The organism is Streptococcus sp. 116-D4, assembly GCF_009731465.1.
GTDB classification, from domain to species: domain Bacteria; phylum Bacillota; class Bacilli; order Lactobacillales; family Streptococcaceae; genus Streptococcus; species Streptococcus pseudopneumoniae_E.
Window position 1 is genome coordinate 125,442 of record NZ_AP021887.1, and the last position, 23,540, is coordinate 148,981.

General features: G+C 39.1%; 19 protein-coding genes. 12 read left to right on the plus strand and 7 right to left on the minus strand.

The features are described from left to right. Positions 1-13: 13 nt before the first annotated feature. On the plus strand, positions 14-1,270 hold the full coding sequence (locus tag UKS_RS00630) for an ISL3 family transposase (protein WP_156011377.1): 1,257 nt from the start codon (positions 14-16) through the stop codon (positions 1,268-1,270). 34 nt (positions 1,271-1,304) lie between these two features. Here UKS_RS00630 and UKS_RS00635 read toward each other — a convergent pair whose 3' ends face one another. The 5 genes from UKS_RS00635 to UKS_RS00655 all read right to left on the minus strand — a co-directional run bounded on the left by UKS_RS00635 (position 1,305) and on the right by UKS_RS00655 (position 6,765). Further along, positions 1,305-2,291 (minus strand): LacI family DNA-binding transcriptional regulator, encoded by a 987-nt coding sequence (locus UKS_RS00635; RefSeq protein WP_156011378.1) that lies wholly within the window; start codon positions 2,289-2,291, stop codon positions 1,305-1,307. A gap of 9 nt (positions 2,292-2,300) precedes the next feature. After that, on the minus strand, positions 2,301-3,101 hold the full coding sequence (locus tag UKS_RS00640) for a DUF1189 domain-containing protein (protein WP_156011379.1): 801 nt from the start codon (positions 3,099-3,101) through the stop codon (positions 2,301-2,303). A gap of 145 nt (positions 3,102-3,246) precedes the next feature. Beyond that, a complete protein-coding gene (locus tag UKS_RS00645) occupies positions 3,247-4,089 on the minus strand; it encodes a sugar ABC transporter permease (protein ID WP_049494757.1) in 843 nt (280 codons plus the stop codon). A 1-nt stretch (position 4,090) separates the two neighbouring features. Then, entirely contained in the window at positions 4,091-5,383 is a 1,293-nt protein-coding gene (locus UKS_RS00650) for a carbohydrate ABC transporter permease (protein ID WP_049494755.1), read from the minus strand. A 110-nt stretch (positions 5,384-5,493) separates the two neighbouring features. Beyond that, positions 5,494-6,765 (minus strand): extracellular solute-binding protein, encoded by a 1,272-nt coding sequence (locus UKS_RS00655; RefSeq protein WP_156011380.1) that lies wholly within the window; start codon positions 6,763-6,765, stop codon positions 5,494-5,496. Between the two features lie 478 nt (positions 6,766-7,243). On the opposite strand from UKS_RS00655, the gene malQ reads away from it, so the two are divergent. From malQ to UKS_RS09780, 8 genes are all read left to right on the plus strand, one after another. Continuing rightward, positions 7,244-8,761: a 4-alpha-glucanotransferase gene (gene malQ, locus UKS_RS00660; RefSeq protein ID WP_156011381.1), complete on the plus strand. Its 1,518-nt coding sequence runs from the start codon at positions 7,244-7,246 to the stop codon at positions 8,759-8,761. 25 nt (positions 8,762-8,786) lie between these two features. After that, positions 8,787-11,045, plus strand: a complete 2,259-nt coding sequence (glgP, locus tag UKS_RS00665) for a glycogen/starch/alpha-glucan family phosphorylase (RefSeq protein ID WP_156011382.1) — start codon at positions 8,787-8,789, stop codon at positions 11,043-11,045. Between the two features lie 391 nt (positions 11,046-11,436). After that, positions 11,437-12,339 (plus strand): helix-turn-helix domain-containing protein, encoded by a 903-nt coding sequence (locus UKS_RS00670; RefSeq protein WP_156011383.1) that lies wholly within the window; start codon positions 11,437-11,439, stop codon positions 12,337-12,339. Between the two features lie 150 nt (positions 12,340-12,489). Beyond that, a complete protein-coding gene (locus tag UKS_RS00675; RefSeq protein WP_156011384.1) occupies positions 12,490-13,392 on the plus strand; it encodes a helix-turn-helix domain-containing protein in 903 nt (300 codons plus the stop codon). Positions 13,393-13,576: 184 nt separating this feature from the next. After that, positions 13,577-13,798: a hypothetical protein gene (locus tag UKS_RS00680; RefSeq protein ID WP_033679542.1), complete on the plus strand. Its 222-nt coding sequence runs from the start codon at positions 13,577-13,579 to the stop codon at positions 13,796-13,798. Between the two features lie 41 nt (positions 13,799-13,839). After that, positions 13,840-14,664 (plus strand): ABC transporter ATP-binding protein, encoded by an 825-nt coding sequence (locus UKS_RS00685; protein ID WP_156011385.1) that lies wholly within the window; start codon positions 13,840-13,842, stop codon positions 14,662-14,664. Continuing rightward, positions 14,657-15,412, plus strand: a complete 756-nt coding sequence (locus UKS_RS00690) for an ABC transporter permease (protein WP_156011386.1) — start codon at positions 14,657-14,659, stop codon at positions 15,410-15,412. Before UKS_RS00685 ends, UKS_RS00690 begins: the two co-directional genes overlap by 8 nt. 580 nt (positions 15,413-15,992) lie before the next feature. After that, the gene (locus UKS_RS09780) at positions 15,993-16,199 is read left to right on the plus strand and encodes a hypothetical protein (RefSeq protein ID WP_000265676.1); all 207 of its coding nucleotides are present in this window, start codon (positions 15,993-15,995) and stop codon (positions 16,197-16,199) included. Between the two features lie 105 nt (positions 16,200-16,304). On the opposite strand, the gene UKS_RS00695 is transcribed toward UKS_RS09780, so the two are convergent. Then, a complete protein-coding gene (locus UKS_RS00695; RefSeq protein WP_156011387.1) occupies positions 16,305-17,153 on the minus strand; it encodes a putative RNA methyltransferase in 849 nt (282 codons plus the stop codon). 151 nt (positions 17,154-17,304) lie between these two features. Between UKS_RS00695 and UKS_RS00700 the strand changes: the two genes are divergently transcribed. Next, complete coding sequence (locus tag UKS_RS00700; protein WP_156011388.1) at positions 17,305-17,583, plus strand: DUF6110 family protein; 279 nt, start codon at positions 17,305-17,307, stop codon at positions 17,581-17,583. A 1-nt stretch (position 17,584) separates the two neighbouring features. Further along, complete coding sequence (locus tag UKS_RS00705) at positions 17,585-19,645, plus strand: heavy metal translocating P-type ATPase (protein ID WP_156011389.1); 2,061 nt, start codon at positions 17,585-17,587, stop codon at positions 19,643-19,645. A 77-nt stretch (positions 19,646-19,722) separates the two neighbouring features. Here UKS_RS00705 and tyrS read toward each other — a convergent pair whose 3' ends face one another. Beyond that, positions 19,723-20,979, minus strand: a complete 1,257-nt coding sequence (tyrS, locus tag UKS_RS00710; protein WP_084930531.1) for a tyrosine--tRNA ligase — start codon at positions 20,977-20,979, stop codon at positions 19,723-19,725. Positions 20,980-21,120: 141 nt separating this feature from the next. On the opposite strand from tyrS, the gene pbp1b reads away from it, so the two are divergent. Next, positions 21,121-23,520, plus strand: a complete 2,400-nt coding sequence (gene pbp1b, locus UKS_RS00715) for a penicillin-binding protein PBP1B (protein ID WP_156011390.1) — start codon at positions 21,121-21,123, stop codon at positions 23,518-23,520. The last annotated feature ends 20 nt before the right edge of the window (positions 23,521-23,540 follow it).

Sequence of the window (23,540 nt, forward strand, 5' to 3'; positions counted from 1 at the left end):
TAGAAAGATTCATATGGAACAATTACATTTTATCACAAAACTGCTCGATATTAAAGACCCAAACATCAAGATTCTAGATATCACCAATAGGGATACACACAAGGAAATCATCGCTAAATTGGATTATAAGGCTCCATCTTGTCCTAATTGTGGAAGTCAAATGAAGAAATATGACTTTCAAAAACCGTCTAAGATTCCTTACCTCGAAACGACCGGTATGCCTACTAGAATTCTCTTGAAAAAGCGTCGATTCAAGTGCTATCAGTGCTCAAAAATGATGGTGGCTGAGACTCCTCTAGTAAAGAAAAATCATCAAATCCCTCGTATCATCAACCAAAAGATTGCGCAAAAATTGATTGAAAAAACTTCTATGACCGATATTGCTCATCAGCTGTCCATTTCAACTTCAACTGTTATTCGCAAGCTCAATGACTTCCGTTTTAAGCATGATCTTTCTCGTCTTCCTGAAATTATGTCCTGGGACGAGTATGCCTTCACTAAGGGAAAGATGAGTTTCATTGCGCAAGATTTTGATAAGCTCAATATCATCACTGTTCTTGAAGGTAGAACACAAGCTATCATTCGAAATCACTTTCTTAAATATGATCGAACCGTCCGATGTCGAGTGAAGATCATTACGATGGATATGTTTAGTCCCTACTATGACTTGGCTAAACAGCTTTTTCCGTGTGCTAAAATTGTACTTGATCGCTTTCACATTGTGCAACATCTTAGTCGTGCTATGAGTCGTGTGCGTGTCCAAATCATGAATCAGTTTGAGCGAAAATCTCATGAATACAAGGCTATCAAGCGCTACTGGAAACTCATCCAACAGGATAGTCGTAAATTGAGTGATAAACGCTTTTATCGCCCTACTTTTCGTATGCACTTGACCAATAAAGAGATTCTAGACAAGCTTTTGAGCTATTCAGAAGACTTAAAACACCACTATCAGATCTATCAGCTCTTGCTTTTTCACTTTCAGAACAAAGATCCTGAGAAATTTTTCGGACTCATTGAGGACAATCAAAAGCAGGTTCATCCTATTTTTCAGACTGTCTTTAAAACCTTTCTAAAGAACAAAGAGAAAATCATCAACGCTCTTCAATTACCTTATTCCAACGCAAAATTGGAAGCGACCAATAATCTCATCAAACTTATCAAACGTAACGCCTTTGGATTTCGGAACTTTGAAAACTTCAAAAAAAGAATTTTTATCGCTCTGAACATCAAAAAAGAAAGGACGAATTTTGTCCTTTCTCGAGCTTAGCTGACTTCAACCCACTACAGTTGACAAAGAGCCTTTATTTTTCGATAATTTTGTGGGCGATTAACTGACGGTAACAAATTTGTTTATTGCTTTTAGCATCGTTGATAATCTGGAGAATGGTTTCAAGGGAAACACGACCAAGCTCCAGACTATTGATATCAACATAAGCCGCCAAGTTGAGCTTGGGATTGACAGAGTCAAAGCTGAGAACAGGGACATCCAGTTGGTGTTTAGCAATATAGTCACAGACCCCCTCAGCTAGGAGACTATCAGTTGTAATGATAGCATCAATCTGTGGATCATGCTGAAAGAGGAGTTTACTAAATTGGTAGCCTTTTTCTTCTAAGAACTCCGTTGCAAAATAGGTCAAATTTTCGTCCATAGGCAGTTGGTGTTGTTTGAGGGCTGACTCATAGCCTGTTAAACGGTCTTGCGTCACGAAGAGTCGCTTCGTCCCTCCAATGAAGGCAATTCGTTTGCAGCCTTTTTTGATGAAATATTCGGTTGCATCAAAACCAGCTTGGACATTGTCGTTGTCGACAAGAGGGATAAAGGGTGAAATGGATTTTCCTAGGATGAGGAAGGGGAACTGCTCATCAGCCACCAGTTTGACCAAGGGATCTTCCTCTTCGGCATAAAGGAAGATTAACCCATCCACACGTTTACCGTAAACCATTTGTGAAATCGCGTTAAGTCTCTCTTTTTCATCTTTACCTGTTGCAATCTGAATAGCATAGTGGTTTTCAGAGGCGACTTGGGCGATACCACGGAGGACAGATGGGAAGAAAGGATTTTGATAGAAGGCATCTGAGTCGTCAGGAAGGACCAAGCCGATAACCTGAGTATAACTACTTACCAAACTACGAGCGTTGAGGTTGGGGTGGTAATTAAGCTCCTTCATGGCCTTACGAACGCGTTTTTTTGTTTCGTCGCTAATGGTTGATTTATTTTGAATAACACGGGTTACGGTTGAAGGCGAAACACCAGCAGCCTTGGCCACGTCTTTAATCGTAACGGGCATAAAAATCTCCTATTTATGGTAATCTGGATCACGGAAATGCGTTTTATAAAAGATAGTGACCAGATACAGAACAAAAAGAATGTTTTGTACAGTAATGAGAGTTGTCATATTTTGGCCAAATAATCCCAAAATAAGTGTAATCAGAGTTGGTAATCCTAAACAGTTCAAGATAAAATGGTAGCACTCTTTAAAGGTTCTAAATGAAAAGAGGCGTGATTTCTTAGTGATATAAAGGAGAAGACTCGCTCCTAGAGAGACAATGAAGAAATTCAAACCAAAGAGGAAGCTTGCGCCGAGAACTAGGAAGAGACTGATATAGACACGATTTTGCTGGTACCAATCTTTGGAAATTGCTTGGGTCAAGCTGTCCTTGCTTTTAAAACTCTCAGTCTCAATTGCTCGGTAAGAGATACGGGTCAGCTCTTTACTTTCCTTGCTGATGACCAGCTCATTCGTATCGAAATGCAGTTGCAAGTCCTTAGGTAATTCCTTGCTTTGGCTTGGACCGATCACAACAGAAGGAGCTTGAGTAGCTGCTCCTGTATAAGTTAATGTGCCATCAACAATTGCAGCGTGTTCAGAGAGGTCCTGGACAACCTCATCTGTCAATGGTTCATAGACATTATCAATAAAGGTTTCTAGCGGATAAGTCTCCTGAGAGCTATTTTGGATGGCAATGGGGACCATAGACAAGCTGATAAGGAAAATACTGGTAAAGAGAAGCTGAAACCAGTTGAGTCCGAAACGTTTGGACAGGGGTTTACGAAATCCCCAAATACTTGAAAAATAGGAAAATGGATATGGAAGCATTTGTATCTTTCTAAAAGGTGTTTTCTATATGAGTATTATTATATAGAGAAATGTGCTTTATTTCAAGTCTAGGAGACAAATTGCTTGCTACAAGGATAGTTTTATAGTCACAAGCTCCAAAATGAAAAAGGGTGGCGGGGATAAATTATCCCTTGTCGCCACCACTTGTAAGTCCTGAAACAAAGTTCTTTTGTAGGAAGAAGAAGAGAATACAGATTGGAAGGGCGATGAGGATAGCACCTGCTGAGAAGTAGGCAATCTTCATGTTTTTCACATTGCTAACGAAGGTTTGGAGACCGACGGCAACAGTAAAGTATTCTTTCTCACGAAGCAAGAAACTAGAGAGGATGTAGTCCCCGAAAGGTCCCATGAAGGCCCAGAGAGCTTGTACGGCAACCATTGGGCGAACCAGTGGAAGAACAATTTGCCAGAAGCGGCGGAAGTGTCCTGCACCGTCTAGTTTTGCAGATTCGTCTAGAGACATTGGCACTGTATCGAAGTAGCCTTTCATGAGCCAAGCATTCATCGGGATACCACCACCAACATAAAGGAAGATGAGGAACCAGCTGTGGTTAAGGGCGTTCAACATAAGTGCCATAACGAAGAAGGCTGTCAAAGCGGCCATGGTTGGCACCATTTGGATAATCAAGAAGAAAACCAAACTTTGTTTACGAGCCAAGAAGTTGTAACGACTGTAGGCATAACCGGCAAGTACGATGATACTTGTTTGGACAGCCATGGTAATCAAGGCGATGATCAAGGTATTGAGATACCAAGTACCGTATAGGGTTTCGGTAAAGAGTCCTTTAAAGTTATCAAAATTGAAGTCGATGTTAGTATCGAGTTTAAAGGCTGCCACGTTACCTGTCTTGAAGGCTGACATGATAGTAATCAATAGTGGATAGATAATCACGATTGAAAGGCCAATCAAGTAGAGGTAAGTAAGGGTTTGAGTCAGTCTACGTTTGAGTTTGATTGAGTTATTCATCTTAGACGTCCTCCATATCAAATGCGTGAAGTTTCTTGAATGCAATCATAGAGATTGAGATGACAATGATAGAGATAATCAAGGTAACAGCTGCCGCCATAGAGTATTGAGGAGATGTACCTGTTGTCAAACGGTAGATCCATGAGATCAAGATATCAGTTGAACCAGCTCCCCCTCCGACAGTACCAGGTCCTCCACCATTGAAGAGGTACATGATAGAGAAGTTGTTAAAGTTGAAGGTGTATTGGCTGATCAAAGTAGGTGCCGCAACGGCCAAGATCATTGGGAAAGTGATGTTGCGGAATTTTTGCCAAGCATTGGCACCGTCAATATAAGCTGCTTCGTAAAGGTCGTTAGGAATAGATTGTAAGATACCCAAAGTCAAAACGTAGATGTATGGGAATCCAAGCCAACCTTGCATCATAATCAAGGCAATCTTAGTCCAAGTTGGATCTGTTTTCCAAGGAATAAGCGCCCCATCAAGGAAAGGAAGGAATTTAGCCAAGATTGGCAATACTTGAGTGTTGATAGCTCCGACACTATCGTTAAACATATTTGAGAATGTCAAAATAGTGATGAAGGCTGGAACAGCCCAAGGAAGAAGGAAAATAACACCGAAGATACGTTTTCCTTTGATAAATGGCTGGTTAGCAATGATAGCTGTGAAGATACCGATGACGATCTGTAAAGTTGAGGCAGCCAAAGCCCAAATGATAGTCCAAGTAAGAACAGAACCAAAGGCAGAACGGAAGGTACTCAAGCTCCAGATGTTTGCGAAGTTTGTCAAACCAACCCAGTCCAACAATTTGTTTGGTGGCAAGTGTTGGAAGTCATAGTTGGTAAAGGCGATCATCAAGGTTACGATAACGGGGAAGATAATCGCAAAAGTCATAGCAATGTAAGATGGAATGATCAAGAGATAAGGGAAGCCATTTTCATAGATTCCTTTGATCATATCTTTTAGCGTAAGTGGTACTGGAATTCCATTGTTAATACGTTTTGCAATAGTATGTGCATCTTTAATATTTGCGAAATAAAAGAGTACATAAACAACTACAAAGATTAAATGGAAGGCACCACGAATCAGCATAAAGAGGGAATTATCACGACCTGGTTTGTCACCAAGAGTGATAAGATTGCTCAATTCAGGGGCTGCAAGTGCTAGGAAGTAAAGGACGAATACAAGGGTTACACCAAGGAAGATAAAACCTTTGGCTTTTTGTTTATTGTAAATCTGTCCTAACCCAGGAATGATAGACAGCAGGGCTGCTTTACTAGGTTGTTGCTTTTCCATAATAACTCCTTTCATAGGATACTGGTTTCTAATCAAAACCTAAACTATATATGTTTTTTATTGATAAATTCAAAGGGGGATTTGAATTTCACCCCCCTTGAACAATTTTTTTATTCACCAAATTTTTGTTTGATTGTTTCTTTGATCAATGTTACAGCATCGTTAGCAGCTGTTTTAGCATCTTTCTTACCACTTACAGCTTCAAATAGCATTGTTTTAGCTGGGTCCCAAACAGCTGACATTTGAGGGATGTTTGGCATTGGTTGAGCGTTTTGGAACTGTTTGATAACAGCTGTTGTCAGCTCATCGTTTTTACCTTCAGCGTAAGTACGAGCTTCAGTGTTAGCTGGGATTTCGTTAGTCTTATCGTAGAAGGCTTTTTGTTGTTCAGTTGAAACAAGGAAGTCTACAAATTTTTGAGAAGCTTCAAGGTTCTTAGTGCTTGATGGGATGATCCAAGCTTTACCACCACCGAATGTTTCATAGTTTTTACCATTTGGAAGAGTAGGGATAGTCGCAACACCGTAGTTTACTTTAGCATCTTTGAAGGCTTGGGCTTTCCAAGGACCATCGATGATAGCAGCAGTTTTACCTTCTTGGAATTGAGTTTGGATTAAGTTTGGAGCTCCTTCAGTATCTTGCATACCTTTAGGCCATTTTTCGTACCAAGATTTAGCATAGTTGATAGCTGTAATTGAACCTTCGTTTGCAAGTCCGATGTCTTTAGAATCTTTACCGTTTTGGCCGAATACGTAACCGCCGTTACCAGCAAGAAGTCCATATGCATAGTAGAAGTTTGTCCAGTCAGCTAGGAAGGCAGTCGTTTTACCATCTTCGCCAGCGAAAGCGTATTTGCTATCTTTAGCAAGGTTCTCTAAGTCAGCAAAAGTTTTTGGAACTTCTTTTATCAAGTCTTTGTTGTAGTACATAACGAGTGACTCGACAACGGCAGGAGCACCGTAAACTTTACCGTCAGCAGCTGTTACAAGAGATTTAGTTTTATCATCTGTTTTAGCACCATCGCTCAATTTCACTTCTGAAAGTTGTCCGTCTTTACCTAGGCTACCTACTCGGTCGTATGGTGCCATCATAACGTCAGCAGCTTTACCAGATTGGTTATCTAGAGAAAGGTTATCAAGACCACCCATTTGGTCTCCTGTTTTGATAGTAACTTTTACTCCAGCTTCTTTTTCGTAAGCTTGTGCAGCAGATTCAGCGAAGGCTTTATATTGGTCCTCAACGTAGAAAGTGAGTTCTTTCGCTTCAGATGAACCAGCATCAGCCGCTTTATCAGTAGTTTTGCTTCCGCAAGCTACTAAAAGCAAGCTAGCTAGAGTAACAGTTCCGAGCACAGCAGCGCTCTTCATGAATTTAGATGACATAGTGTATTCCTCCTAAAGAATAACAAATTTTATAATGAGGAAACGCAAACGTTTCCCTTTATAGGACAAGTATAGCACAATCGGAAAGCGGTTGCAAGTGTTTTTTGTAAAAATTTTTAAAAAAATTGTGGAAAAAGTAAACGCTTTATCGCCTTATATATAGTAGAAAATCCCAAAAATCGCTTTTGCTTTAAATTTAAAAAAAGTGGAGAAAACGATTGCCTAATTTACAAATGGAAACTAAAGAGATTTGCTTCTTTCTTTCTTGCCAATAAGATAAGTGGAAACCTTATTCCTATTTTGTTTGTCTCTTAAAAGAATATATATACGAGTAAGAATAAAAAATTTAAAAAAATAATCAAAAAACTTATTTAAAGTCACTTGCATTTATAGAGAAAATAAGCTATACTAGCAATGGCGCAAACGTTTGCGTTCGTAAAAATGTAATATCTAACTATAAACACATGAGGTGCTTATTATGAAAAAACGTCAAAGTGGTGTCTTGATGCACATTTCTTCTCTTCCAGGAGTATACGGAATCGGATCATTTGGTAAAAGTGCTTACGACTTCGTTGATTTCTTGGTTCGCACAAAACAACGTTACTGGCAAATCCTTCCACTAGGAACAACTAGTTACGGAGACTCTCCTTACCAATCTTTCTCAGCTTTCGCAGGGAACACTCATTTTATTGATTTAGATATCTTGGTGGAACAAGGCTTGTTGCAAGCCAGTGACCTTGAAGGGGTTGACTTTGGTAGCGATGCGTCTGAAGTTGATTATGCGAAAATCTACTATGCACGTCGTCCTCTTTTAGAAAAAGCGGTAAAACGTTTCTTGGAAGTAGGAGATGTTAAAGATTTTGAGAAATTTGCTCAAGACAACCAATCATGGCTTGAACTCTTTGCAGAGTATATGGCTATCAAAGAGCATTTTGACAATCTTGCTTGGACAGAATGGCCGGATGCAGATGCTCGTGCTCGTAAAGCTTCAGCCCTTGAGAGCTACCGTGAGCAATTGGCAGACAAGTTGGTTTATCACCGTGTGACTCAATACTTCTTCTTCCAACAATGGTTGAAATTGAAAGCTTATGCTAACGACAACCACATCGAAATCGTTGGGGACATGCCAATCTACGTAGCGGAAGATTCAAGCGATATGTGGGCAAATCCACATCTCTTCAAGACAGATGTCAACGGTAAGGCGACTTGTATCGCAGGATGCCCACCAGATGAATTTTCTGCAACTGGTCAGCTTTGGGGGAACCCAATCTATGATTGGGAAGCAATGGACAAAGATGGTTACAAATGGTGGATTGAACGCTTGCGTGAAAGCTTCAAAATCTACGACATCGTTCGTATCGACCACTTCCGTGGCTTCGAATCTTACTGGGAAATCCCTGCTGGTTCTGATACAGCAGCACCTGGTGAGTGGGTGAAAGGTCCTGGCTACAAGCTTTTTGCAGCCGTTAAGGAAGAACTTGGTGAGCTAAACATTATCGCAGAAGACCTTGGTTTCATGACTGACGAAGTTATTGAATTGCGTGAACGTACTGGCTTCCCAGGAATGAAGATTCTTCAATTTGCCTTCAACCCAGAAGACGAAAGCATCGATAGCCCACACTTGGCACCTGCTAACTCAGTTATGTACACAGGAACACACGATAACAATACGGTCCTTGGTTGGTACCGCAACGAGATCGATGATGCGACTCGTGAGTACATGGCTCGTTACACGAACCGCAAAGAATACGAAACAGTGCCACATGCTATGCTTCGTACAGTCTTTTCATCAGTTAGCTTCATGGCAATTGCCACTATGCAAGATTTGCTAGAATTGGATGAGGCAGCTCGTATGAACTTCCCATCTACTCTTGGTGGAAACTGGTCTTGGCGTATGACTGAAGACCAATTGACACCCGCTGTCGAAGAAACTTTGCTTGACTTGACAACAATCTATCGCCGAATCAATGAAAATTTGGTAGAATTAAACAAATAATACAATATCAGGAGATACCTTAAACATGTTATCACTACAAGAATTTGTACAAAATCGTTACAATAAAACCATTGCAGAATGTAGCAATGAAGAGCTTTATCTTGCTCTTCTTAACTACAGCAAGCTTGCAAGCAGCCAAAAACCAGTGAACACTGGTAAGAAAAAAGTTTACTATATCTCAGCTGAGTTCTTGATTGGTAAACTCTTGTCAAACAACTTGATTAACCTTGGTCTTTATGACGAAGTTAAAAAAGAACTTGCTGACGCAGGTAAAGAGTTGATCGAAATCGAAGAAGTAGAATTGGAACCATCACTTGGTAATGGTGGTTTGGGACGTTTGGCAGCCTGCTTTATCGACTCAATCGCTACACTTGGATTGAATGGTGACGGTGTTGGTTTGAACTACCACTTTGGTCTTTTCCAACAAGTGCTTAAAAACAACCAACAAGAAACAATTCCTAACGCTTGGTTGACTGACCAAAACTGGTTGGTTCGCTCAAGCCGTAGCTACCAAGTGCCATTTGCTCACTTCACATTGACATCAACTCTTTACGATATTGATGTACCTGGTTACAAGACAGAAACGAAAAACCGCTTGCGTTTGTTTGACTTGGATTCAGTTGATTCTTCAATCATCCAAGATGGTATCGACTTTGACAAGACAGATATCGCTCACAACTTGACTCTTTTCCTTTACCCAGACGATAGCGACAAACAAGGTGAATTGCTCCGTATCTTCCAACAATACTTCATGGTTTCAAACGGTGCTCAATTGATCATCGATGAAGCAATCGAAAAAGGAAGCAACTTGCATGACCTTGCTGACTACGCAGTTGTCCAAATCAACGATACTCACCCCTCAATGGTGATTCCTGAATTGATCCGTCTTTTAACTGAACGTGGTATCGAACTTGATGAAGCAATCTCAATCGTTCGTAGCATGACTGCCTACACTAACCACACAATCCTTGCTGAAGCCCTTGAAAAATGGCCTCTTGAATTCTTGCAAGAAGTGGTTCCTCATTTGGTACCAATCATCGAAGAATTGGACCGTCGTGTGAAAGCAGAATACAAAGATCCAGCTGTTCAAATCATCGATGAGAGTGGACGTGTCCACATGGCTCACATGGATATCCACTACGGATACAGCGTAAACGGAGTTGCGGCTCTTCACACTGAAATCTTGAAGAATTCAGAGTTGAAAGCTTTCTACGACATCTACCCAGAAAAATTCAACAACAAAACAAACGGTATCACTTTCCGTCGTTGGCTCATGCATGCTAACCCAAGATTGTCTCACTACTTGGATGAGATTCTTGGAGAAGGTTGGCACCATGAAGCAGATGAGCTTGAAAAACTTTTGTCTTATGAAGACAAAGCAGCTGTCAAAGAAAAATTGGAAAGCATCAAGGCTCACAACAAACGTAAATTGGCTCGTCACTTGAAAGAACACCAAGGTGTGGAAATCAATCCAAACTCTATCTTTGACATCCAAATCAAACGTCTTCACGAGTACAAACGCCAACAAATGAACGCTTTGTACGTTATCCACAAATACCTTGACATCAAAGCTGGTAACATCCCTGCTCGTCCAATCACAGTCTTCTTTGGTGGTAAAGCAGCTCCTGCCTACACAATCGCCCAAGATATCATTCACTTGATTCTTTGCTTGTCAGAAGTGATTGCTAATGACCCAGCAGTTGCTCCACACTTGCAAGTAGTTATGGTTGAAAACTACAACGTTACTGCAGCAAGCTTCCTTATCCCGGCATGTGATATCTCAGAACAAATCTCACTTGCTTCTAAAGAAGCTTCAGGTACTGGTAACATGAAATTCATGTTGAACGGAGCTTTGACTCTTGGTACTATGGACGGAGCTAACGTGGAAATCGCTGAATTGGTTGGAGATGAAAACATCTACATCTTTGGTGAAGATTCTGAAACTGTTATCGACCTTTATGCAAAAGCAGCTTACAAATCAAGCGAATTCTACGCTCGTGAAGCCATCAAACCATTGGTTGACTTTATCGTCAGCGACGCTGTTCTTGCAGTAGGTAAGAAAGAACGCTTGGAACGTCTTTACAATGAATTGATCAACAAAGACTGGTTCATGACTCTTCTTGACTTAGAAGACTACATCAAAGTGAAAGAGCAAATGCTTGCTGACTACGAAGACCGTGATACATGGTTGGATAAAGTCATCGTCAACATTGCTAAAGCAGGATTCTTCTCATCTGACCGTACAATCGCTCAGTATAACGAAGATATCTGGCACTTGAACTAATACTCTTCGAAAATCAAATTCAAACCACGTCAGCGTTGCCTTACCGTATATAGGTTACTGACTTCGTCAGTTCTATCTACAACCTCAAAGCAGTTCTTTGAGCAACCTGCGGCTAGCTTCCTAGTTTGCTCTTTGATTTTCATTGAGTATAAGATACAAATTCATACTAATACACTTTCCTATGAAGCGAATTTCGATTGAAATTCGCTTTTTTAATACTTGAGTGGAAATAGACCTCAGATACTATATTAAAATGGGGCAAATATAAAGAGTTATGGCTTAAAACTATTCATTATAATTATTTTTTCTGAAAATTGTAGGAAAGTGTGTTAGAATGGAAATGTATACACGTAGTTGTTTGGCTATCAAATTAGAATTTAAAGAGGTCATTATGAGTAATTTAGAAATAGGGAAACGAATTCGCACCTTACGGACTGAAAAAGGATTGAGTAGAGAAGCCTTTTGTGGAGATGAAAAAGAACTTACTGTTCGTCAGTTGGGTCGAATTGAAACAGGAAATAACTTGCCCAGCTTAGCGAAACTAGATTATATAGCTGGAGAGCTAGGAATTCCGATGTCTCAGTTAATTGATGAAGGCATGATAATTGTTCCCAAAGAGTATTTAAAGCTAAAAACGAAGTTAATTCGTCAATCTATTCATGGAGATGAAGAAAAGGTCCGCCAGCGTGAGGCTATCTTTGAAGATATTCAGGAACATTTTTATGATCAACTCCCTGAGGATGAACAAATAGCAGTTGAGGTTCTACAAGCTATTGATGATGTATATGTTTCTGAAAATGCCGAATTTGGAGAAGGTTTAATTGAGGAATATTTCAATCAAACTTTGCTACAAACGGAGTATTCTGTAAATGATTTATTGATCTTATATTTATATTTTTTATCAAGTGCTATTAGTTTCAAACGACATGATGAAATTTTTAAAAAAGTAAGAAGTAATATCGTGACTATAATTGACTGTTCAGATAACACTTACATGCATCTACTACAAAGAGTATTAATTGCAATGCTGTTGTATCAATTGAGAAACGAATACTACGAAGATATCTCTGTCATTTTTGGTTTTCTAAGAGAAATTATGATGGAAATTCAAGATTCAAACTTAAAACCAACGGTAGACTACTTAGAAGTCAAATATTACCTATACGGGGAAAAAGATAAAGAAAAAGCCCTACAATACTATGAAAAAGCTATCAGTGGAGCAGAATTTTTTAATGATATAAATTTCAAAAATCGAGTGATAGAGGAGATGAAAGAAGAGTTTCCAGATATGTAAAAAACTCTTTGTTCATTGTGGAGGTGGCTGATAAGCAGTCTAAGTAGCTTTTTCAGTAAGAATTTAATATATTTGAAGTAATAGTTGATAACAAATAGTCATAACTACTTTTATTTGCTGTGTGCAAAAGTCTATTTATAGAGGAATGATATGAAAAATTTAGAAATCGGGAAACGGATTCGCACCTTACGGACTGAAAAAGGATTGAGTAGGGAAGCCTTTTGTGGAGATGAAAAAGAACTTACTGTTCGTCAGTTGGGCCGAATTGAAACAGGAAATAACTTGCCCAGTTTAGCTAAACTAGACTATATAGCAAAAATATTGGGAGTTCCGATATCTCAGTTAATTGATGAAGGCCCGCTAATCGTTCCTAAAGAGTATTTAAAGCTAAAAACGAAGTTAATTCGTCAATCTATTCATGGAGATGAAGAAAAAGTCCGCCAGCGTGAAGCTATCTTTGAAGACATTCAGGAACGTTTTTATGACCAACTTCCTGAAGATGAGCAAGTAGCAGTTGAAGTCCTACAAGCCATTGATGATGTATATATTTCTGAAAACGCTGAATTTGGGGAAGGTTTAATTGAAGAGTATTTTGAGCAAACAATGCTGCGAACAGAATATTCGACAAATGATCTACTACTATTGTACTTGTATTTCTTATCTTTAGCGGTTAAAGCAGAACGAGATGAAGTAACTTTAAACAAAGTTTGTCTAACTATTGTATCTCAAACAAATTATGATGATACAAACTATATTCACTTGCTTCAAAGGGTACTAATAGGTTTAGTACTTTATCAGCTTGACATCGATTATCATGAATTTATACCTGAAATATTGAGTATGTTAAGAGAAATTATGATTGACATCGGAGATACTAGTTTAAAACCCACAGTTGATTATTTAGAAGCAAAGTATTACCTCTATGGTAAAGGAAATGAAGAAAAAGCCCTACAGTATTACGACAAAGCTATTATGGGAGCAGAGTTTTTAAATGATAATTTATTTAAAAACCGAGTTTTAGAGGAAAAAAATCTAGACTTCCCAAACATTTGATTTGTACATAATAGATATTATTTTCAATAACTGAAACAACAGGACATAAATGTCAGTAGACAAAGATGTCCTGTTTTTTTACTCTCGTAAGGTATATACTGTTATTGTAAATAAGTTAAGCAGAGCGCAATGCTAGAACCATTACTATTTAAACGGGATGTAGATTAGCAGGCGGGAGGAAAATATGGTAAAAACAATTGACTATTATATGGATGAAAAGTTTGTCAAGAAGGACTATCTGATTATCAAAAATAGTCTAGATAGCAGACGCCTATGTAAAGTGACACTTGATGAGAAATTGCTCAAATTAGTTCTCTTGCTTCCAAATGAAATGAGAGAAATCAAAATGGACTCCAACTTAAAACCTAGAATTAGAGTTGTTGACATAACCGATGGGAGTGAGTGAAGTTTCTAAAATACAATTTATCATTAGAAAGAGGTAATACAATGATTAAGGTAGAAAGAGTTATAAAGCGATTTGGAGATAATGTTGCTTTAAATCAAATTAGTTTTTCAATAAACGAAGGAGAAATTTTTGGATTCCTAGGTCCATCTGGTTCAGGGAAAACAACAATGATCAATATTCTGACAGGACAGCTACAGGCCAACAGCGGAAAGACAGAATTATTAGGGAAAGATTCTCAAAAATTACTTCCGTCAGATTTTGAAGAGTTAGGCTTAGTAGGTGACACAAGTGGTTATTACGAAAAATTAAGTTTGTACAATAACTTGTTACTGTTTGCAAGACTATACGGAGTTTCAAAATCACGAATTGAAGAAATTCTAAAACAAGTTGGTCTGTATGATAGTAAAGACACTCCAGCTGAGAAACTTTCTACAGGAATGCGTCAACGAATGCTTTTAGCTCGTGCTTTAATCAATTACCCTAAAGTTCTATTTTTAGATGAACCTACAAGTGGGTTAGATCCCACCACCTCAAAGAAGATTCACAAATTACTACAGGAGTTAAAGGAAAGAGGAACAACCATTTTCTTAACTACTCATGATATGAATGAGGCGACTTTATTATGTGATAACCTAGCTCTTTTGAATAAAGGTGATCTTATTGAACAAGGAAGCCCAGGCGAAATTATCCAAAAATACAACACGGAAAAGAATGTTGCAGTAACCTATAGTGATTCTACTAAAAAGGTAGTGCGCTTTGAAGACTTGCAGCAAGAAGATTATAAAAAAATAATGACGATTCACTCATGTGAACCAACTTTAGAAGACATTTTTATTAAATTGACAGGAGAAAAATTAGATGTTTAAGAGAATTTTAGCCCTTATCTGGTTGAGGACACAAGTATTGTTAACAAACAAAAACACTTTGGTACAGGTAGTATTCCCATTCTTTCTGGTTCTACTCTTCCAAAATTTTATGAATACAGATGGCACTCAAGGGAAAGTACTATTGTATAGCTCTTTAACAATGGCATTCTCATTTTCTTCTGGGTCAATGATTTCAAACTCTATTGCAGAGGAAAAAGAAAAAAGAATTTTTAAAACACTTATTTTAAGCGGAGTTCGCCGTGGAGAATATCTTGTTTCAGTGTTGTTTTATCCTGTAATCTTTGCCTTGGCTTCAGTTATTTCCTTCCCTATTATGGTTGAAGTGGATTTCGCAAAAGATTATCCTGTATACCTTGTAGTAGCTTCTCTGGTAGCATTATGTACAATCCTCTTAAATTTGGTGATTGGAGCTATTTCAGAGACACAAACGCAAGCTCAGGTTTATGGTTTGATTCCAATGCTTGGTCTCTCATTCTTGCCAATGTTTGCTCAAGTTAGCTCAGAGGTCAAGAAATTCATGGATACAACCTTCTTAGGAGTTTATGTAGATTTCTTTAATAAACCAGATTTCAAATTGAATTTTGACAGTTTGGGGATCACTTTTGCTTGGGTTGTAGCATTACTTGCCCTCAGCTATTGGGGATTGAAAAATAAAAAAAAAGTTCCGTTTGGAAAGTTAACACTTAATCAACTTCAAAAACTAACTTTTTTAAAAGCTAAGTGTTAGTAAGCTTGTAAGAAACCTAGTTTAAAACAATAAACCAGCGCTTTAAATGCTGGTTTTACTGTCTTCAGCCTTCTGTTTCTTCGTAGTTGATTACCTCATATCTCTTGTATTCGCTTACACAAAGTATTATAATATGATTGTAGGAAAGAAGGTGTTCTTATGATACATACACTTAAATTGGTGTTGTTTATTACCTTTCTTGTAATAAGCTTGTTACCTGATAAGATTTTTGGAAAAAATAAAAAAATTTGGAAAATAGTTCTTGCAATATTGATGGCGGCGACAGCATTGTCATTTATGTACTAAGTTATTTTAAGAATGTAGGGTTTATTTCCCTACATTCTTTTTAGTTTTTTCTGTTTTCTAGATTCTATTTATCCAAGCGCTTCAAAAACTAACTTTTTTTAAAGCTTAGTGTTAGTAAGTTTTGTAAGAAACCTAGTTTAAAACAATAAACCAGCGCTTAAAATGCTGGTTTTACAACCTTTAAGCCTCGAAATCTACTTAAAAATTACCTCAAATTTCTTGTGTTCGCTTACATAAAGTATTATAATATGATTATAGGAAAGAAGGTGTTCTTATGTGGAAAAAATATTTTTCAAAATATAAATGGACGGATTTATTTTGGATTCTATTTGTTATTTTAACATGCCTCTTGGCGGGTAATAGTAATCTTTACCCCCTTACCCATCAAGAAATCTCTTATCATGGGTGCTTATCGGGAATTACACTTGCCTTATTTCACTTGCTATTTATTGATAAGTTTTTTATTTCGAATCGAAAATAAATGGAGAAGCTAAAAGCTTTAAATGTTTTAGACTTTTGGGATAGATAGTTTAAAAATTGAAATTTAAAACCGCAGATCTTCTTGAAATGCGGTTTTTTGTGTCAATTATAGTACTCTCCCAACCAGAATCTCAGCCTCAATGGTAATCTCTGTCAGTTGGCTCCAGTCAATCTTGCTCTGGTCAATGTGAAAGAGGAGAGGAGTCATACTGAGTAGGGCTTGGAGCTGCTCTGCTGTGATAGTTTTAGTCAGAGAGGCAGTTTGACTAGATAGGATGGTAAAGTGTTCTCGGAAATGATTTTTGATATCTTGGTTGGAATAGTCCTTGTTTGTCAGCTGGTCTTGTACCTTCTGACGGATTTCCTTGAGGTGATTTTTAGTTGGAATAACCTTTATCAAGATACCGTCTTTGGATAAAACGCGACGAAATTCTCCATAGTTGGCAGGGGAAAAGATATCAAGCAGGATATCCATGCTAGCGTCTTTTATAGGAAGACGAGCCAAGTCACCAACGAACCAGTTGACTGCCCAGTTGGGTTCGCTCTTGGCAGCGATTTGGACGGAATCTTTGGAAATATCAAAGGCATAGAAGGTTTTGTCAGGATGCCTTTCTTGGAGTTTGCGAGAATAGAAACCTTCACCGCAACCGATATCTAAGACTGTGGTGCTAGTTTCTGAACTGGCTAGCAAGTCAGATACAGCCTCTAAGATAGCCTGATAAAAGCCGGCTTCTAGGATTTGTTGACGGTTTTGAAAATTTTCCTTGTCGTAGTTAGCAGATTGCTTGATTTGAGGTGCTAGATTGACATAGCCGAATTTCGCCAAGTCAAAAGAATGGCGATTGCTACATTTGAGACTGCTCTCTACCAGAGTCAGATTGTCTTGGCAGATAGGACAGGCAAAGGCAGTCGCAGAAGCAAAACGCTGAATTTTGGGTTTGAGATTTGTATTCATAGTTTAAGTGTATCAAAAGAGGCAAATGAAAGCAACTTTAGGAATAAGTAGATGGGAGATTCAGTAGAAATAAAACTAATTCTCCAATTTATGGAATGAAATTGCTTTTATATCTAAATTGCTATATAATAATGATAAGGAGGAAATAAGTATGTTAAAAGAAGTATTAAGCGTCGCAAAAGTTGCGAAAAAATCATCACTCTTTTTGGGTGGTGTCGCATTTGGTACCCTTGGTTTGAAAATCTTAGCAAGTAAGGAAGCTAAAAAAGGTTATTCTAAAGCTTTGGCTAAGGCTTACAAGTTGAAAGACGGGCTAGATGCATCTGTTTCTGTTGTGAAACAACATGGAGACGATGTCTTGCAAGATGCCAAACATTTGTACGAGCAAGAGAAAAAAGAAGAGCAATTAGATAGCCTTATAGGAGAATAATATGTCTTTTAAAGTGCTACATAGAGGATACCAACATATCCGACTATCATCTTCTTTTTCACTCACCTTGGATATTCAAGACTATCTTCGTTCCTTGGCGAGAGATGAAAAGGGGATTGAGTCTATCCAGTTTTACATGGATCAACAGCACTTTACTCTACGCATAAAAGAAGGCTTTTCTGTATTAGATAATGCAGAAGCCTTTTTAAAAAGAATTGATAAAGGGAAAGTTTCTGAGTTGATGACTCTTCCCATTCGTAGAGAAGAGAGTGCTTATTCTATTGTTTCAGGTGCAGCGATTAAGCGTATACTTTTTCGTAGTTTTGTGCCGTATCCTATTCGCTATATATGGACTTGTTATCAGGCTTTTGGCTATATTAGAGAAGCCTATCAAACACTAGCGCGTAAGGAACTAACGATGGAGGTCTTGGACTGTTCGGCGATTTTATTGTCCTTGTTTATGAACCAATCCAAGACGGCTAGCAATATCATGTTTATGCTTGATTTGGGGAATCATTTAGATCAGTGGTCCTTGAAAAAAACTGCAACAGATTTAGAACAAAGTCTTCTTGCAAAAGAGAGCGATGTATTTCTAGTACAGGGGGATATGGTTGTTAGTATCAAGAGTTCCGATGTTCAAATAGGAGATGTCTTGGTCCTATCTCAAGGAAATGAAATTCTGTTTGATGGACAAGTAGTTTCAGGTTTAGGTATGGTCAACGAAAGTTCCTTGACAGGAGAGAGCTTTCCAGTTGAAAAAAGAGAGTCTGATTTGGTTTGTGCAAATACAGTATTAGAAACTGGAGAGTTGTGCATTCGTGTAACCGATAATCAGATGAACAGCCGTATTTTACAGCTGATTGAGTTGATGAAGAAATCTGAAGAAAATAAGAAAACGAAACAACGCTATTTCATCAAGATGGCGGATAAGGTCGTCAAATATAATTTCTTGGGGGCTGGGCTGACTTACCTATTGACAGGTTCTTTTTCTAAAGCTATTTCTTTCCTATTGGTCGATTTCTCCTGCGCTTTGAAAATCTCTACTCCTGTAGCTTATTTGACAGCTATCAAGGAGGGGTTGAATCGTGAAATGGTGATTAAGGATGGGGATGTTCTGGAGAAATATCTGGAAGTTGATACTTTCTTGTTTGATAAGACGGGAACAATCACAACTAGTTATCCTATAGTTGAAAAGGTGTTACCTTTTGGGGACTATAGTGAGGAAGATATTCTCAGAATCAGTGCCTGTCTTGAGGAACACATTTATCATCCTATTGCTAATGCCATCGTCAAGCAAGCTGAGATAGAGGGAATTGAACATGAGGAAATGCATGGGAAACTCCAATATATCGCAAGCAAGGGGATCAAATCTCATATAGATGGGCAACCAGTTCTTATTGGGAATTATGTCTTGATGCAGGATGAGCAGATTCATATCAGTTCAGAACAAAATGCTTTAATTGAAGAGTACAAGAGTCACTACAATCTCTTATTCTTGGCTTATCAGAATGAATTGATTGGAATGTTCTGTATTCATACTCCTTTGAGAAAAGAAGCAAAAGCAGCCTTGGAGAAACTTAAGGCACAAGGGAAAAAATTGATTCTGGCAACAGGGGACACCCTGGTTAGGACAGAGGAATTAGTTAAAGATTTGCCCTTTGATCAGGTCTATACAGACTTGAAACCTGATGGGAAATTCGAGTTAGTAGAGGAACTACAGAAAGCAGGTCACACTATTTTGATGGTTGGGGATGGGTTGAATGACTCAGCTGCTCTAACCCTATCAGATATCGGTGTGGTGATGAATGAGAGTGCAGACATTTCTAAGCAGATGAGCGATATCTTATTGTTAGATAATCGTTTGGATTTCTTCCAAGAGTTGGATTCGCTATCATCATCTTTGCAAACACTCATCAAGAAGAATATTCAAGATACCGTTGTCGTAAATAGTGGTTTGATTGGCTTTGGCTTGTTTAATTGGCTCAGTCCTTCAAATCTCTCTATCTTACATAATCTAACAACCTTACGTATTGTACTGCGTAGCCTGTCTATTAAGGGATAGGTGGGGACTATTAACAGCAAAAAGGAGTTACCTTTCTCGAGGTTAACTCCTTTTTTTATAGGTAAATGTTGAACAGTTTAGTAAGTCAATACAAAATATTTTTTCTTTCCACGACGGATAACAGTCAGTTCGTTCTCAAGCTTATCTGCGTCACTTAAGACATAGTCAAGGTCTTGGATGCGGTCACCGTTGACGTAGATAGCTCCGTTTTGGACGTCTTCACGGGCTTGGCGTTTTGAGTTAACTACACCAGATGAGACGAGCAGTTCCACGATATTGTGGTTTTCATCTGCTTGTACTTGGTAGTTTGGCACTCCACGAAGTCCTTGTTTGAGTTCTTTAACAGAAAGGTTTTTGATGTTTCCTGCAAAGAGTTGTTCAGTGATGTTAAGGGCTTCTTTGTAAGCTTCTTCTCCGTGAACAAGAGTCACGACTTCACGAGCGAGAATTTTTTGAGCCAAGCGTTCGTGTGGCGCTGCTTCAAATTGTTTACGGATTTCTTCAATCTCATCAAGTGACAAGAAAGTAAAGATTTTCAAGAAGCGAACAGCGTCTGCGTCCATAACGTTCATCCAGAATTGGTACATTTCATATGGGGAAGTCTTTTCAGGATTGAGCCAGACTGCGTTTCCTTCTGATTTACCAAATTTCTTACCAGTTGCATCGGTAATCAGTGGAACAGTGATTACGTGGCCAGTCTTGTCAGCCTTACGACGAAGCAATTCAGTACCAGCTGTCATATTTCCCCACTGGTCAGAACCACCGATTTGTAGCGTTACGTTGTGGTCTTGGTTAAGAACGAAGAAGTCGTACCCTTGCATGATTTGGTAAGCGAACTCAGTGTAAGAAATCCCAGTTTCAATCCGTTTTTTCACAGACTCTTTACTCATCATGTAGTTGACAGTAAAGTATTTTCCGATATCACGGAGGAAGTCAATGAAGCTGATGCTGCCAAACCAGTCGTAGTTGTTGACCATGACAGCTTTATTTTCACCATTTTCAAAGTCAAGAAAACGAGAAAGTTGTCCTTGGATAGACTTGACCCAGCCATCTACTGTGTCTTTTGTTTGGAGACTACGTTCAGCATCTTTGAAGGACGGATCTCCGATGAGACCTGTAGCACCGCCAACGAGCGCATAAGGTTTGTGACCTGCTAGTTGCAAGCGACGACTTGTCAAGATTGCGACAAGGTGGCCTAGGTGAAGGCTGTCAGCAGTTGGATCGTAGCCAGTATAATAAGAAACTTGACCTTCTTCTAGGGCTTTACGCAAAGCTTCTTCATCAGTCGTTTGAAAAATCAAACCACGCTCTTTTAGCTCATCAAAAATGTGCATGTGTCTTTTCTCCTTTTTAAAATTATTGTTTCTAACTATTGTATCACAAACTTGGGCAATAGCCTAGCAGAATAGGGAAGAAAGTGGCTATTTTATTGAAAGTTTACCTTTTATGGTATAATAGAAAAAATGAGGAAATCCATGCAAAATCAATTAAAAGACTTAAAACAAAAAATGCTGGAATTTTTCCAGCTAGTAAAATCAAAAATAAATCATAAAAAATCAGAGAAAGTCTCAGAAGAGAAGCCATCGGATTGGACAAGAGGGAGAATTCTGTCTATCCTAGGGAGCGTTTTAGTCGCTATTAAGGGAATTTTGAATACCCTCTTTATTCTAGGCTTTATCGGTGGGCTTTTTGGTGCTGGTGTAGCTCTTGGTTATGGGGTTGCTTTGTTTGACAAGGCTAAGGTTCCCCAAGCGGATAGTTTGGTCAAGCAGGTTAAAAATATTTCTTCCATCTCAGAAATTGTTTATGCAGATGGAAGTGTCATTGCTTCTATCGAAAGTGACCTACTGCGAACTTCTGTCTCATCTGAGGAAATATCGGACAATCTCAAAAAGGCTATCATTGCAACTGAGGATGAACATTTTCTTGAACATAATGGGGTTGTGCCCAAAGCTGTGATTCGGGCGACTTTGGGAACCTTTGCAGGTTTGGGCTCATCTAGCGGGGGCTCGACCTTGACTCAACAGTTAATTAAGCAACAAGTGGTTGGAGATGCTCCTACTTTGGCTCGTAAGGCTACAGAAATTGTCGATGCCCTTGCCTTGGAACGCAACATGAGCAAGGATGAAATCTTGACTACTTATCTCAATGTTGCTCCCTTTGGTCGAAATCATAAAGGCCAGAATATTGCAGGTGCCCAGCAAGCTGCTGAAGGAATTTTCGGTATCGATGCCAACAAGCTGAGTATTCCCCAAGCGGCCTTCCTAGCAGGTTTGCCACAGAGTCCGATTACTTATTCCCCTTATGAAAATACTGGAGAGTTAAAGAGTGATGAAGACTTAGAGTTTGGTTTGAAGCGGGCCAAGGATGTTCTCTACAACATGTACCGTACGGGTGCTCTGACTCAGGAAGAATACGACCAGTACAAGGATTATAATCTCAAACAAGACTTCTTGCCATCAGGTACTGTCAATGTTGTTTCGAGGGATTATCTCTACTTTACAGCTATGGCTGAAGCGACAGAGCGTATGTATGATTATTTAGTTCAACAGGACAATGTTTCTAGCCAAGAGTTGAAAAACGAGTCGATTCAAAAGGCTTATCGTGAGCGAGCTGAGCAGGAACTAAGTAATGGCGGCTACAAAATCACGACAACGATCAATAAAAAAATCCATAACGCCATGCAACATGCAGTTGCTAACTACGGTCGTTTGGTAGATGATTCGACTGGGCAGCCTGAAGTAGGGAACGTTTTGATGGACAATAAAACGGGAGCTGTTCTAGGCTTTGTTGGTGGTCGTAATTACCAGACTAACCAAAACAATCACGCCTTTGACACTAAGCGCTCGCCAGCCTCTACAACCAAGCCTTTGTTGGCCTACGGTATTGCCATTGACCAAGGTTTGATGGGAAGCGCTAGTATCTTGTCCAATTATCCGACAAAATTCTCTAATGGAAATCCTATCATGTATGTGAACAGTCCAGGTACAGGCATGATGACCCTGGGTGAAGCCCTGAACTATTCGTGGAATATCCCGGCCTATTGGACCTATCGCATGCTGCGTGAGAAGGGTGTGGATGTCAAGGGTTACATGGAGAAAATGGGTTACGAGATTCCAGAGTACGGTATCGAAAGTTTGCCTATGGGTGGTGGGATTGAAGTCACAGTTGCCCAGCATACCAATGGTTATCAAACAATTGCCAATAACGGTGTCTACCATCAAAAACATGTGATTTCTAAGATTGAATCATCTGACGGTACAGTAATCTACGAATTCCAAGACAAACCTGTTCAAGTGTACTCGAAGGCAACAGCAACAATTATGCAGAGTTTGCTTCGTGAGGTAATTTCATCTCGAATCACTTCAAGTTTCCAAACGGATTTGGCTTCTATCAATTCAAGTTTAGCGCGTGCAGACTGGATTGGTAAGACTGGTACAACCAATGAAGATGAAAATATGTGGCTCATGCTGTCAACGCCAAGATTGACTCTAGGTGGTTGGCTAGGTCATGATGACAACCACCCAATGGCTAAGGGGGCCGGGCATTATCGAAATGCCAAATATATGGCTTACTTAGTAAATGCTATCCAACAGGCTGAGCCTGGTGTTTGGGGCAATGAACGCTTTAATCTTGATTCTAGTGTGACCCAATCTCAGGTCCTCAGATCTACAGGGCAGAAGCCAGGCAAAGTATCCGTTAATGGAAAAACAGTTGATCTTTCAGGTTCTACTGTAACGAGCTATTGGGCTAATAAGGCGGGAGCACCTACGACCAGCTATCACTTTGCTATTGGAGGAAGTGAAGCAGATTACCAAAACGCTTGGTCCAGTATTATTGGTAGTTTCTCATCTACACAATCAAATAGTAGATGATAGGAAAGTGGTATTGATTG